Raw genomic sequence first — 14,129 nt, 5'->3', positions numbered from 1 at the left:
CCGAGCCGCGATCATTCGAAGCTCTCTTCCTGCGCATTTTCGCGCTCGCGTTCTGCCGCAATCCAGTTGTCGATTGTGCGGTTTGCTATGATGAGCCACGCGTTCACCTGGGCGTCACCGAGTTGCTCCAAGCCGGCCAGCACCGATTTGCGATGCTCGAGATTGGCGACGAGCGAGCCCACCCATCCGCGCGGATGCACGGTGTTGAAAGGACTGCCCAGGAATGCGGCCTTGTCAGGCGCATGCGCCATCACTCCGATGAAGTGGTCAGACAGGCCGGTGACCTCGTCGAGATTTCGAAGCACGAAGATCGACATTGCAGCGCCAAGGCGGGGGTAGCGACGCTCGGGTACCTGGTCGGCCCAGCCGACCAGCATAGCGGCAGGAACCTGATCCAATGGCGAGGTCCGACTCACACTGACCTCAAACATATCCTCGTCGGCGCCATCGACGCCATTGTCGAGAACGCAGTCAAGCGCGGGAAGCGGCTGAGTCTTGAACAGGGCAGTCAGGAAATAATGGGAGTCATGGACATAGATCTCATAGGCCCTGATCGCGGCGACGAGGCGCTGGCAGAGGATGCGGGCGTCGTCGGCCGCGTCTGGGCCGGCGAAGCAATATTCCACCAGAGCGCCAAGCCGATAGTCGCGTCCGGCTCGTGCGAGGCCGAAGTCTGCCCGGCAAAGGAGAGCCCTCCCATAGCTGGTGAGTTCAGCGGGCAGCTCGACTCCGCTATCCTTTTCGCACATGAGACGCGTGTGGAGGATGTCGAGCGCCACGCCCGACCCTCTATCCAGGCGGGAGACGACATCGAGCATCTCCACCAGCAGGTCAGGTTGGGTGCCTTCGACAACCCCGCATGCGAGGCTCGAGAAATCCTCCGCCTCGACCAGCCGAGCCGCCGCCACGCGCCGGAGCCGGTCAAGCCCCTCTCGATCCAGCGCGGCGCGCGACTGGAGAAAAGGCAGGGCGTGCCGCAGTTCCTCATCCCGCATCGTCTCCTCGAGAATCGCGTTCGTGGCGCCAGCATCGGATCGGTGGAGCGCTGAGACGAAACCGCCCAGAATGCTGATCTCGCGTTGTCCGGGCCCTGCGGCGGCGAACGCGCTGGTCAGCAGATCCCAAGTGGCGCGGGGATCATTGGAGCCTGCGGCAAGCCCGCAGCCGAACTCGAATGCCCGCGCGGCATGACCGGCGAACACTTCGCCGAGAAATACCGGAAGGTCGGCATGCTCGGTGGCCATCGCCTTTCCGAGATCGATCGCCGTGTCAGACGCGCGATGATAGGCCTGAACCGGATCGGCCTCATCACCGTCCGTGATGTCGAAACCGAGCGCGCTGTGCGAGAGGACCACTGCGCGCGCCCGCTCGAGAAGCCTCTTAGGTTCCACGCTTCTGATCAAGGCCTCTAGACGCCCTCGCTCCTCGGAGGACTGGCCATTCCCATCCCAGCGGTGCGTGCCGCGCAGACCAATCCACCCATCGATCCAGCTGCCGTTCACGCGAAAGCGTTCCGCAGCAGCCTCGATGCGATCGTGGCAACCTGCAAAATGCCAGATGCCACGTATGTGGCTGCCGAGCAGCGAGCTCGCCTCCGGCAGAACCGGCGCTGTGTCGACTGCCAAGTCGATAGCGCCATTGTACCATGCATCGATCTCGTCACGCGTCGTGGGATGCCAGCCGAAATCGCGCGGCCGCGCGCCGAAGTCGAACGACGCGTGCGACGAGAAGAGGGAGGTTTTGAGCAACGCACCAAGCGCCACCGCGCCAGCGCGCATCTGTGTGGCGTCGCCGCTCGCGATAAGCGTCTTCGCGAGGCCCCGTCGCTGTTCAGGCGATGCGCGCGTTCCAGACAGGTGGATGTGAAAGAGCTCAGCGAATGGCTCCCGCGCCGGATCGGAATTATGGCCTTCCGGTTCTGCCCAAACGAAGCGAGCGAGCAGCTTCGCCGCCGCTTCGAACGTCCCAGATTCGTACGCCAGCGCCTTTAGAAGCCTGATCCAACCGCTACGCGATCGGTTCGAGGTGGCGATGGTACGCTCGCCACGCGCCCCATCCAGTTCCGCGTGCATCGCCGCAAGGACCACCTTGGGCGAGGCCGGCGCCAAGCCGCGCAAGATGTCGAGCCCGATGTCTCCCAGTTCGAATAGATTCCCCAGTGGTCCATCGGGATTCAGCCACCGGCCGACGACCTCGCGCGCTTCCGCGCTGTCGTGGAGGTAGCCGATGCGCCGCGCGAACGATTTGAGTTGGCGTGCCGATGCTGATCGCCAGAAGCCGTCGACTGCTCTCGGCGGGATGCGGGCCAATGCACTTGCGGCAAGCCTGTTCGCGATCGCTTGGGGCAACACTGCGCGCCAGCGGCCGCGCGATTGAATGATGCCGCGTCCACGAAGCTCGGCGACTGCGCCGAAGAGCTCGCGCACGCTACGTCCAGCGAGTGTCCCGAGGTTCGCGAGCTCACCGGAAGGGCCGTCATCCTCGCCATCGAATGAGTATACAAGCGCCAGCGCCTCGGCGTCGCGCAACAGCTGATGGTCAGGAGCGTTGCGCTGGACGAACAGCCGCTCGAAGAGCTCTTGGCTACGCAGTCGGCCCAGCGTCTCTCCCCGACCCACCGTACCGGCGAGCGCACGGGCAACTCGGAAGTTGCCGTCGCTGAACTGGGCGATCGTGCCTCTATCCACCTGTGAGACATGCGGGAACTCGCGGTGCAGCCACGTCTCGATCGCGCCTTTCGACGTTGTGACGAGCCGGAACACCTCGGTGCGCTCGGGCTCGTCATCACGAACATCATATTCGACGGTGAGCAGGCTTATTTGGCTGCCAGGACGGTTGCAGATGGTGGCCAGCTCACTGTGCGTTGCCGGATTGCAGTTATCGATGACAAGGATCGCGCGCTGGCCCGCTTCGACGAGGCGACGCGCCATTTCCCGCGTGCTTGGCGCGATATCCTCGTCGAAGTCGGTGTACACCGAGAATGCAGGATCAAGCGGGGCGGCCGCCCCAACGCCCGGTTCGAACAGAGCCTCGACAAAGCGCGTCTTACCAACGCCCGACCTGCCGATGAGGCGGATGCACTGGCGCGGCATCGACAGCTTCTCTCGAAGGGTGTCGAGCGCCTGCAGGATCGTGAGCTCGTCGCGACCACCGGTCCGCTCACCGATGACCTTCGCCTCATCGCTAACGAGGTAAGGATGGCCCTGCACCACCTCCGTGTTCGACCATGCACCGATCGCGCGCCAGCCCGTCATCGGCGCGCCAACCCGAGCGCGTACCCATGCTGCAGCACCGGGGTAGCGATTTGCCCATGTGGCCAGCCGCTCGCGATCGTAAAAGTCCGTGTGGAGCTTGTCCGCATCCGCGCAGTCCGTCAGGGCGTCGCGGATCGCCTGTCGTCGGTCTATAAGCGGCTGATCGGCAACCGATCCTTGCGCGCTCACGATAATGTACGCCCCATCACGCTCGGCGAGGCGCGCTATCGCGGGACGCAGCTCTTTTGCCGGTTCCGGACGCATCTCCTTCATGATCTCGGATGCAGGCATGTCGGGCCGCTTGACCTGGAACCCGGTCACCGGTCTCGGTACGAAATCGGCGGCGGCGAGCGCGCCTAAGACCTCGACGCGCACGTCGATCCCTCCGTCCCTGGCATCCTGATGCCCGCCCGCCGTCACTGCGGATTGGGGCAGTCCCTGGGAGGCAAGCTCCGCCAATGCTAGGCGCGCGACCAGCGTACGCAGATCAGCATCCCCCAGTCGTGCAACATCTTCGCCGGTGATCTCGAACATTCGTGGAACATAGGCGATACGGGCGTGCGCAGGAAAGGGGGGATACCCGCCGATTTTTGCGCAAACGTGAAGCGAGCTTCGAACGCTCGTCCATCCGATCCTGCGCCACATCAGGTTGCCAGACGAAGCTGCTAGCGTCATGTTGGCTATGGTGGGAATCAAGGGATTTTTGAGCGTGGAAGACGAGATCAGATTGGCGTTCGAGCAAAGGATCAGCTCGACCTTGTCAGCGGCTAATCCTTGAGATCTTGCTACTCGTTGGCATTCAGAACATGCGAGTTTCGTCAGGAACGGCGGGCTGTGACGATCCGATCGAGACGCATTAAACCGACGCCGCAACCCTATGCTTAACCCGCTGGAACCGAGGAACCACATTGGAGTGAACAGCAGTGGTGAGACTGACGAAAAGAGCGATTATGCTCTTAGTCCCGCCTTCTGGCTGAACGGCCAGGCGCTTGGATTTCCAGTTCGATTCGACTTGGTGCTGAAGCACCTCCGTCAAGACATGCGTGACGACTGGTATTTTGACTGCCTTCATTATGAGGACCTTTTCAAGGATCAGGCTGAGGCGAAGCGGATTATTATCTCGCTTTTGCAGGAATGGAACGGCGAGTACCGCGGTACGCGCAGCGTTGTCCGTAATATTCCAAAGAAGGGGTACGGGGAACGTTATGGCCTGGAGACTGACTTTTTCGACCGCTTTGTCTATCAGGCTATCTGCAGTTTTCTGATCCCGTTTTACGATTCACTCCTTGGCCATCGCGTCCTAAGCTATCGGTTCGAGCCTGCTCCCCTTAATGAGAAGTATCTGTTTAAGAACAAGATCGACCGCTGGTTCACCTTCGAAGGCGTCACGCTGACCTTCCGCAAGTCGGGACGGCATCTGCTGGTCACCGACCTGAGCAATTTCTTCGAGAACATCTCTCGCGTGCAGATCATCAAAGCGCTCGAGCAAGCAGTCCCTGACCTCGCCGCGACCGGCCCGGAGAAGCTGCAGATCCGCAACGCGATCGCCACCCTCGACCGGCTGCTCACGCAATGGACGTTCAGCCGCGACCATGGCCTGCCGCAGAACCGTGACGCATCGGCATTCCTGTCCAATATCTTGCTGTCGTTCGTGGACAGGGAGATGACGAGGAAGGGCTACGATTACTACCGCTACGTCGACGACATCCGCATCATTGCCGATTCCGAGCTGCACGCCCGGCGCGCCCTCCAGGATCTCATCCGGCAGCTACGGACGGTGGGCCTCAATATCAACGCCAACAAGACCGAGATCCTCGCACCCGACGTATCGAACAAGAAAGTCGCGGAGTACTTCCCCTCACAGGACAGTTCTACCATCGCGATCAACCAGATGTGGCAGTCCCGCAGCCGGCGAATCGTGACCAGATCGGTAACGTACATCTTCGAGATTCTGAGTCGATGCATCGAAGAGAGGGATTCGCAGTCGCGGACCTTTCGCTTCGCGGTAAACCGGGTGGCGAAGATCGTGGAGTCCGGACTCTTCGACGTGGGCGACGCGTTGTCGGCTAACCTCCTCGACACGCTGTCGCGCTCGCTGTCCGAGCACGCCGTCACGACTGATCAGTACTGCCGGTTGATCGCCACGCTTGATCGCGACGGGCGCTGCCTGCCGGCCCTGGAAGCGTTCCTGCTCGCGGAGGATGGGGCCATCCACGATTGGCAGAACTACAACATCTGGATGCTGCTCGCTGCGCGGAGGCACCGGTCCGACGATCTCGTAGCACTGGCGGACCGCAAGCTGCGGGAAGACATGAAGTCGGGCGAGGCGGCCGCCATTCTGATCTGGCTCCGCTGCGTCGATGAGAAGGCGCTGATCGAGAAATGCGTGCAGGAGTTCACGACGCTGCCCTACCAGAACGCCCGCTACCTTCTCATTGCCTCGTCCGTCTTGGACGAAGACGCGCGGCGTCCGCTCTACGGCCATGTCCCCGCCTGCCTGAAGGGGACGGGGCCCAGGGCCGAGCGCCACTGTAACGAGGATGGCCTCCCGTTCGCCGTGCGGGAGAGCACTGATCTCCTGAACCTCGTCGACGAGGTCAGCGCCTATGATTGACCTGGCCTCCAGGCTCCTGCTCTTCATAAAGGACTTCACCGGGAGGGGAGCGGACGCCTTCTACTGGTTCCAGGACGGGCGGGTCCAGGAGACCGACGCTGCGAGCGTCGTCACATTTCCGGGCATTGTAGTGTGCCACGACTTCTGGATGATCCGCGATGCACTGTTCGACAGCACGGGCACGCTGCCCGGCACGATCATCGACATCGATGAGCTCCGCATCTCGATTAGCGGAATCCCCGAGGAACGGCTCGCCCGTGAGAAACGCGACGTCACGGCACTGCTTGGGCAATACGGGGCCGAGCAGGAGGTCCGTGACACGTATCAGAAGATGTTCAACAAGGGCGTCCCGTTTGACGGAACGGTCGCCGCCAGTGCCGCGATGGCGATCGCGGCGATGTATCTTGACCTCTGCGCGCAGGCGTCCGTCGAAGGCGAGCTCGAGCGCTTCTTTTCCGTCGAAGTACCCGCCTACCGGTTGCTCCAGCTCTCGATGTCGGCCGGCATCTCGATCGACACGGCAGGGCTCTCGGACAAGCGGATGCAGGCGGAGCACGACTACTTCTTGCTGCTGAAGGACTATTCCGCGAAGCACGACATGCCGCTCGAGACGCCGAGCAGGCGCGCCATTGAGGCCAAGTTGCTCAAAGAAGGTTTCGAGCTGGACGAGGTTTCCGTCGAATATCTCCTGGAGTTCGTGCCGCACGAAAACGACTTCGGCGGCGACACAATTGCGCTCCTTGCCCTTGGCACGGCGCGTAGAGTGCTTGGCTCGCTCACCCTGTCTACCGACATTACGCGACCGGTAGTCGACGTGTTTGGCTCGCGCACATCGCGCGTGCAACTGCGTAGTCCCAGCCTGCAGAACATCCCGAAACGATATCGGTCGATCATTACCGCGCACGGTGATGCCCAACTCGGCTACGTCGACTTCGACCAGTTCGAGGTCGGGATCATGGCAGCACTATCCGATGACGAGGAACTCAAGCGGCTCTATGCGGCAGGTGACATGTACGAGCTCTTCGCGACTACGCACCTAGGGCTTATCGGCAATCGGAAGGCCTCCAAGCAGCTATTCCTGTCCTATGCCTACGGGATGACCCGCAAGGCGCTTGTGGACGCTGCCGTCTCGCTCGGAGTTGACAGGCAGAAGGCGAAGGAGGCGTTTCGGCTCTTCCAACGCTACGAAGACTGGAAGAGGGGGGTGTGGACCGAGTTCCAGACCGCCGGCCGGGTAGCCACCATTCTAGGCAATCACTATCGTCGAACCGGCGGGGGACAGCTCACCCGCAAGGAGCAGCGTTCGGCCGTCAGCCAGGTGGTACAGGGCACGGCCTCACTGATATTCAAGCGCGCGCTGCTGGCGGCAGCCTCCATCGAAGACGTAAGAGTCGTCCTGCCAATGCACGACGCACTTCTGTTCGAGCACACGCTCGCCGATACACCGGGCGGGGTCGTCGAGGCCTTCGAGAGGGCTATGAGCGAAGTGCTCGGCGGACGGGTCTCGGGCAAGGCGTCGATCAGTGACTTTGCCGAACGTGAGCAAACCTCCTCCGCTCCAAAGGACAACGAAGTTTGACGAGCTCAAATCAGATTGGCCCAACTGCCAAAGGCTTCTACCCTGATCGAACAGGTTAAGGTCTTAGTCGACCGATCGTCGTGGCGATCTATGAACGAGCGGCCGAAATTGCTGCTATGCCGCTTAGCAAGATGGACGGGCACCAAAAATTTTCGTGTCGTTGCAGATGCTGAATGGACGGCGGCTTCTGGGATCAGAGAAGGGTCAGCTGCAGGGGCGCGGTTGTGCCTTCTTTGTTTCACTGGCTAGCTAATCGAAGGTCCGCATTTCACTCTACCGCACCTAAAAACTGCCAGCCCTCAACCGCCCAACTACCGACGTCCAACTCCCGTCCGGCCCGCGCCATTGGCAGCGGCGTTCGACGTCTCCGGTCCCCGCTAACAAAAGAGGCGGTGGGTATCTCACGCCTTCCTCCCGACGCGTAGGGCAGCCTGCCCTCACGCCGCATGTAACAGGGGCACAACCGCCTGCGCCGCCAGTTCGTCCAGGCTCTCGGTGATCCAGCGGGCATAGTGCTTCTCGATCATCGCAACCGATGTGTCGTGGAGCGCGGCCACCAGCCGGATCGGGAGGCCGTTGCGGATCGCTCGTACGATTGAGCTGTGGCGCAGGGCGTAGGGGATGACGCCGGGGCAGCCAGCCGCCTTGACGATCTCCGCCCACCAGCGCGACATCTCCGACGAGCTGGTCCAGGCCCGGCGGTCGACACGCACCCATTTGGTCGGGGAGATCTGACGGTATCGCCATCGGACCAGTAGCGGCTCCGATGCCTTGCGGCCTTCGGCCGTTCCCTCCAGTACCGCGAGCACGTCTGGTCCCACCCGCACGGGAATGGGCTTGCCGGGCTTGCGGCCCCTGCCCTTCCTTGATGGCGGCACCATTACGCGCTTGAATTCGGGTTGCACGTCGCCGACCAGCATCCGCGTCACCTGCGAGAAGCGCGCGCCCGTGGCGGCCAGCAGCATCGTCAGGAGGAAGTGGTCGCCATCCTCGTCCATTTCCTTGCCCTTGGCGAGGATGCGCCGAATCTGGTCGTCGGCCAGCACCTGATTGTCCCGCGCCGGCTCGGACGGGGCATCGTCGACGAACACCGGCTTGAGCCCGTATTTGATCGTGATCGGTAGGTCGCTCGGCAGCGCGCGGCGGTGCTCCTCGAAGGCGAGGTTCAGCGCCGCCTTGAGGTCGGTGACGACGCGCTGCTTCGTGGTCGCGCCGACGCCCTTGAGACGGCGTTGCCAGCCGCGAAGCTCGGCCTCGCTCAGGTCGCATAGCTTGATCCTGCACAGGGTCCGGTCAGGGAGCGCGTATTTGTTGAGCGTGTAATAGCCGCTGGAGTGCTTTCCACCGTGCGCGGCCACCCGTGCGTCCCGAATCTCGATATAGGCTTTTATCGCGTCGCGGACGGTCAGATTGGGATTGAGGGTGCGGCCGCCATTGGCTTGCTGCTTGATCCACGCATTGGCCTTGTCGAGCGCCTGCTTGTAGTTGAGCACCATCTCGCCGTCCGCCTCGACCATGTCGTCGGCGGTCCCAAGCGACAGGGTCGCGTAAGGCTCGTTGGAGCCGGCCTCGCGATAACGGGCCACCCACTTGCCACCGCGAGGTCCGCGGTAGTAGCCAATGTGGGCACCCTCGGAGATCATCCGCCAATAAGGGTGATGGCGGACAGCCAGCCGCCTGCGCGTGGTGCGCTCAAACAGCCGAACTTCCCGAACAACACCCATCGCCGCTCTCAGGAAACGTCACGAATACGTCCCAAACAGACATGCCAAAACGGTTATGGAAATGCAAGGACAGAAATAGACTAAGTTATTGATTTCCTTAAATCCATGGATGTCCATGAACATCCTAGAGGGGCCTCTCACGGCGAAAACACGGGGCCGAGTTCGCTAATGCTCACGAGATGCGAGCAAGAGGCGCCTCCCTAAGCAAGTGCATCCGGCATATCCGGCCCGTCCCATCCGAACGGAGGTGATCGAGATGGTGCGCAGACAGGCCCTGCTGCGGCGCAGACAGTGTCACGCAGGCGCGGCAGGCGGAGCGGGCCGCGCCCGGCGCACCGCACGCCTCCAGCCCGACAGAGCATAGTCAGGCCGCGGAAACGCCGTCGGCGCTGACCAGCCCGGGGCCGATGATCGTCCCGACCAGGTGCACCCGTTTTTCGACAAGATCGACCGGTGTTCGCTGTAACTCCAGCTCGAACCGACCGCCGACATCGCGCCGCAGGTAAAAGGCGCCGCCGTCCCGGATCAGCGTGCCGACCTCATTCACCCTTGTTCCGACATTCATCCCAATTCCCGTCCGCTGGTTTGCATGAAAAACCCCCCGCGCCGCCGGACCGGGGCCGGCGGCGGGTGGGGAACTCCCGTCCGCCCCCCGGGTTGCCCGAACGACACCCAATCGCCGCAACCGGAGCCGAGCTTCATGGCTGACAATCGGACCCGCACTGCCGTGATCACCGGCGCCTCCAGCGGCATCGGCCAGGCCACGGCCGAGGCCTTCGCCGCGCGCGGGTGGAACCTCATCCTCGCGGCGCGCAGCCGCGACGATCTGGAAACGGTCGCCTCGGCGTGTCGCGCCGCCGGCGTGCAGGTGCTGGTGGTGCCGACCGACGTCGGCGATGCCACGGCCGTGCAAGCCCTCGCCGCCGCCGCGCAGAGCTTCGCCGGGCGGATCGACCTTTGGTTCAGCAATGTCGGTGTCGGCGCGGTCGGTCGCTTCCTCGACGTGCCGATCGAGACGCATGACCGGATCATCCGCTCGAACCTCATCGGCCATATGAACGACGCCCATGCCGTGCTGCCGATCTTCATCGGGCAAGGCGAGGGCGTGCTCGTCAATATGATCTCGGTCGGCGGCTTCACTGCGGCGCCGTTTGCCACATCCTATTCGGCGAGCAAGTTCGGCCTGAGAGGCTTCACCGAGGCGCTGCGGCCCGAGCTTGCCGAGCATCCGCGCGTTCATGTCTGCGACGTCTACCCGTCCTTCGTCGATACCCCGGCGATCCGCCATGCCGGCAACTACACCGGCAAGGCACTGTCGGCGCCGCCGCCGCTGCTCGATCCGCGCACGGTAGCCGAAGCGGTCGTCCGTCTCGCCGATCATCCGCGCCCGAGCGTAATCCTCGGCACGGCGACCTGGGCGGCGCGGCTCGGCCATGCGCTCTCCCCTGCCCTGAACGCGAACGCCATCAGGCTGGTGTTCGAACGCTATTTCGCGGCAGCGGCGTCGGCGCCCGCAACCGACGGCAACGTCATGGCCCCTCCCGGCGACGGCGCCCATATCGACGGCGGCCTGCGCACCCCTCCCGCCCGCAGGGCCGGGCTTGCCGCCGCCGCGCTGGTCGCGTCGCTGGCGGCGGGAGGGCTGTTCCTGGCGGTGCGGCGGCAGCGGAGCCGGCGGGAGGACTAGGAGTCCGATGTCAGTTCGACGCTGAGTCGCCCCGGCCCGGGGCGGGCCGATGGCCGCCGGCGTAGACGAATCCGGGGCAATCGACGGCGCGGGTGACATGGCCAGACCTGGCTATGCGCGCGACGAGCTTATCGTCACGCCGGATTTCCAGATCACAGCCTTCCAGTCGCAACATGCATAAGGCAAGCACTTCCTCCGCATCAGCGACGTCATAGGTAGCGATGCATGAGGCAAACTCACCGTCCAATGTGAATAGTTCAAAGTGAGGCATAGTTAGCTCCTCCGGCGATTTTGGAGCGGGAGCTTTCCAGTTACTCTCGGCAAACGGCGCCAAACGGACGGCGTCGAGATTCTGTATAGCCGAAAGTGGCGCGTCGCGCGCTAATTTGGATCAGCCGGCGCCGGGGGACCGAGGCCCCCTCCCTCAGGCAACCTGTCCCTGGACAGGACGGGCCAGATAATCCCCGACGAGGATGCGCATCAGCGGAACAAAAACCGCGTCGATCGCTTAACCCGGTTTCAGCTCACCACCAGCGGAGATATCGGTGGACGATCGCGACCGAGTCGTCCCTGCCCCCGCGTTCGGGGTCGATCTGAGGATCATAAGCCAGGGGCTGAGGCAGACATTTCTGCCTGAGCACGATCCCTCCCTTGATGACTTGCTGCACGCAATCGACAGGGCCGATCACGCTCACGGACATTCGGACTAGATTCGGACGCGAACCCGCCTATATTCGGGATGCTGACGTCGCCTGCGACGGATAACGGGCCGCTCAGGCTTCCTTTGTCCCTTTCTTGCCTCACGAAGCCGGGATGCGCCGCGTGGCGCATGCCCGTCACACATGGGATAAAGGATACCCAGATGATCACCGGAACCGTCAAATTCTTCAACGCCGACAAGGGTTATGGCTTCATCGCGCCCGAGGACGGCGGCACCGATGCGTTCGTGCACATCACCGCCGTCGAGCGGGCCGGCATGCGCACCCTCGACAAGGATCAGCGCGTTTCGTACGAGCTCGAGACCGATCGGCGCGGCAAGACTTCTGCGGTGAACCTGCAGGCTGCCTGAGGATTGAGACAGGCGAGGTCATCGACCTCGCCTGTTCCCCTCATCCTCGGGAGCCCCCAATGTCAGCCTTGCATTTCTACCAGGACCAGGCCGCCAAACAGCAGTTGGCGGCCGATGCCGCCACGCTCGAAAATGTCCGCGAGCGGTGCCAGCGCGCATCCGATGCATGGGCTGCCCTGGCGGTCAGGACCGAGCGTACGGACAATGCCCGCATCCAGGCCGCCTCGGCCAAGCTTCTCACCGGCTCGGGCGATGACGGCGAGTCCCTCATGACGGCATCGTCGGAGGCCGTTGATTGACCTTGGCCGCGGCCGCAGCGCTCGGGCCGTCAGGGGTGCTTATCGATACGGCCGATATTCCGGGGGGCGGACAATTGCGCCTGGTCCGCCACGGTGACGATTACGAGATTCTGTTCGGTGAGGAACAGCTGATGGGAAGCTGGGCCTATCGATCGGAGGAGGCCCTGGCCACCCTCGCCTGTGCGCGCCTTGGCCGACGGGCCAGCCGCGTGCTGATCGGCGGCCTCGGCATGGGCTTCACGCTCGCCGCGGCGCGATCGGCGCTGCCCGCCTCGGCGACCATCGTCGTCGCGGAGCTTGTTCCCAAGGTGGTCAGCTGGGCGCACGGACCACTGGCGTCGATCCACGGCAATTCGCTCGGCGATCCCCGCGTTTCGCTCGAAATCCGCGACGTTCACGATGTCATCGCCGAGCAGCGGGCGGGCTTCGACGCCATCATGCTCGATGTCGACAACGGCCCCGATGGCCTGATCAACCTCGCCAACGACCGGCTCTATTGCGACTGGGGGTTGCGTGACATCTACGCCTCGCTCCGGGGAGGCGGCGTGCTGGCGATCTGGTCCGCTTATTCCGACCCGGCCTTTTCCAGCCGCCTGCGCAAGGCCGGGTTCGAGGTCGAAGAGGTCAGCATCCCGTCCGGCGACACCGAGGAGGACACCCGCCACCTGATCTGGCTCGCGGTGCGGCCAGATTAGGGGCGAGCCCGGCCGATCCGTCAGGGAAGCGCGGCGGTGGTCTGGAACACGATCTTGCCGTCACGGAACACGAAGACGTCCGATCCCTTTACCTGCTTGGGCGTCCCCGGAAACTGGGTCCAGCGGAACAGCAGCGTATCGGGGCCGACCATCTCGCTGCTCGATTCCATGCTCTGCGCGGCCGGCAGCACTGCCGGGGTCGACAACCAGACGAAGAAATCGCGCACCTTCTGCTTGCCGACGAAAGTGCCGGTCGGGGTGACCATGCCCGGCGGCGAGACCAGCACCGCATCGTCGGCATAATCGGCCATCACGCCGTCGACATTGGCGGCCTTCACGGCGGTGACGTGCCGGTCCACGGCGGCTCGCATCGCGGCCTCCGTGGTCGGCGCGGCCGCAGCGGCCGGCGCGGGGGGCGCGGGGGGCGCGGCAGGCTTCGAGCAGCCGGTGGCAATCAGGCCGCAAACAACGATGCCGGCGAGCGTATAGGCTTTCATGGTCCCTCCAATGACGTATCGATCGGCGCCGATGATATTGTCTGTCGCGGCTACGTCAAACCAGGCCGCGCCAGGTTGATAATTGAGCCGGCCTCGCCTATATGGGGCGGGCTAACGTCGCTTGTGACGGAACTTGAAGCCTCCGGGCTGATCCTTCCTTTTCTCGCTGCTGGCTCCGCGGACGTTCACGTCGCGCGGAACACCGAGTTTTTGCGAAGGGAAGTTTATGCCGATCGGCACCGCCGAGTGTTTCGCGAGTCACACGCTGGAGACTGACAGGCACTGCCAGCAGGCAGCCGTCACTCTCGGGCAGGGCTGAGCCGGGTGGCCAAGGAAGAACTCCTCTCCCTCGACGGCCAGATCGAAGACATTCTCCCCGATGGCCGTTTCAGGGTTCGACTGGAGAATGATCATCAAATCATCGCCTACACCGCGGGCAAGATGCGGCGCCACCGCATTCGCTCGGTGGTAGGGGATCGAGTCATCGTGGAGATGACGCCTTATGATCTTGAGAAGGGTCGCATCATCTTCCGTGAAAGAACGGCGGGTGGCGGCTCCGGCCCCCGTCGTGGCCCGCGCCGTTAGCGCGTCCAACTTGATATCGGCGCGTTTGCGCCAGGGATAAATATGCAAACTCAGACTATATCGCTACCGGTCGGCAAGACCCGAACCCCCCATCACCCGTTCCAGGCCATTCCGGTGACCACAGCC

At 63.3% G+C, this 14,129-nt stretch carries 12 protein-coding genes; 8 read left to right on the top strand and 4 right to left on the bottom strand.

The window, feature by feature from the left end; translation table 11 throughout:
* Positions 1-11: 11 nt before the first annotated feature.
* A complete protein-coding gene (locus KOF26_RS13360) occupies positions 12-3,788 on the bottom strand; it encodes a hypothetical protein (RefSeq protein ID WP_216325847.1) in 3,777 nt (1,258 codons plus the stop codon).
* 379 nt (positions 3,789-4,167) lie between these two features.
* Between KOF26_RS13360 and KOF26_RS13355 the strand changes: the two genes are divergently transcribed.
* Entirely contained in the window at positions 4,168-5,868 is a 1,701-nt protein-coding gene (locus KOF26_RS13355) for an RNA-directed DNA polymerase (protein WP_363182250.1), read from the top strand.
* Positions 5,861-7,447 carry a DNA polymerase gene (locus KOF26_RS13350; RefSeq protein WP_216325841.1) on the top strand — a complete coding sequence of 529 codons (1,587 nt, stop codon included), beginning with the start codon at positions 5,861-5,863 and terminating at the stop codon, positions 7,445-7,447. The genes KOF26_RS13355 and KOF26_RS13350 overlap by 8 nt, the downstream gene beginning before the upstream one ends.
* Before the next feature lie 437 nt (positions 7,448-7,884).
* Here the strand turns inward: KOF26_RS13350 and KOF26_RS13345 are convergent, their stop codons facing one another.
* Positions 7,885-9,171: a tyrosine-type recombinase/integrase gene (locus tag KOF26_RS13345; protein WP_216325838.1), complete on the bottom strand. Its 1,287-nt coding sequence runs from the start codon at positions 9,169-9,171 to the stop codon at positions 7,885-7,887.
* A 364-nt stretch (positions 9,172-9,535) separates the two neighbouring features.
* Complete coding sequence (locus KOF26_RS13340) at positions 9,536-9,718, bottom strand: DUF5818 domain-containing protein (protein WP_435876855.1); 183 nt, start codon at positions 9,716-9,718, stop codon at positions 9,536-9,538.
* Between the two features lie 153 nt (positions 9,719-9,871).
* On the opposite strand from KOF26_RS13340, the gene KOF26_RS13335 reads away from it, so the two are divergent.
* The 5 genes from KOF26_RS13335 (at position 9,872) to KOF26_RS13320 (ending at position 12,921) form a co-directional block, all read left to right on the top strand.
* Positions 9,872-10,858: an SDR family oxidoreductase gene (locus KOF26_RS13335; protein WP_216325831.1), complete on the top strand. Its 987-nt coding sequence runs from the start codon at positions 9,872-9,874 to the stop codon at positions 10,856-10,858.
* Positions 10,859-10,907: 49 nt separating this feature from the next.
* Positions 10,908-11,039, top strand: coding sequence for a hypothetical protein (locus KOF26_RS17335; protein ID WP_301183143.1), 132 nt, complete (start codon positions 10,908-10,910; stop codon positions 11,037-11,039).
* A gap of 681 nt (positions 11,040-11,720) precedes the next feature.
* Positions 11,721-11,927, top strand: a complete 207-nt coding sequence (locus KOF26_RS13330; RefSeq protein ID WP_216325828.1) for a cold-shock protein — start codon at positions 11,721-11,723, stop codon at positions 11,925-11,927.
* 59 nt (positions 11,928-11,986) lie between these two features.
* Positions 11,987-12,226, top strand: coding sequence for a hypothetical protein (locus tag KOF26_RS13325; RefSeq protein ID WP_216325825.1), 240 nt, complete (start codon positions 11,987-11,989; stop codon positions 12,224-12,226).
* Entirely contained in the window at positions 12,223-12,921 is a 699-nt protein-coding gene (locus tag KOF26_RS13320; RefSeq protein WP_253201437.1) for a spermidine synthase family protein, read from the top strand. The genes KOF26_RS13325 and KOF26_RS13320 overlap by 4 nt, the downstream gene beginning before the upstream one ends.
* A 20-nt stretch (positions 12,922-12,941) precedes the next feature.
* On the opposite strand, the gene KOF26_RS13315 is transcribed toward KOF26_RS13320, so the two are convergent.
* The gene (locus KOF26_RS13315) at positions 12,942-13,418 is read right to left on the bottom strand and encodes a nuclear transport factor 2 family protein (RefSeq protein WP_216325822.1); all 477 of its coding nucleotides are present in this window, start codon (positions 13,416-13,418) and stop codon (positions 12,942-12,944) included.
* Between the two features lie 324 nt (positions 13,419-13,742).
* Between KOF26_RS13315 and infA the strand changes: the two genes are divergently transcribed.
* Positions 13,743-14,003, top strand: coding sequence for a translation initiation factor IF-1 (infA, locus tag KOF26_RS13310; RefSeq protein ID WP_216325819.1), 261 nt, complete (start codon positions 13,743-13,745; stop codon positions 14,001-14,003).
* Positions 14,004-14,129 lie beyond the last annotated feature (126 nt).

The organism is Sphingomonas quercus, from assembly GCF_018863195.1.
GTDB classification, from domain to species: Bacteria; Pseudomonadota; Alphaproteobacteria; order Sphingomonadales; family Sphingomonadaceae; genus Solisphingomonas; species Solisphingomonas quercus.
Note: the sequence above shows the minus strand (reverse complement) of the source record. Positions and strands in the feature narration are given on the sequence as shown.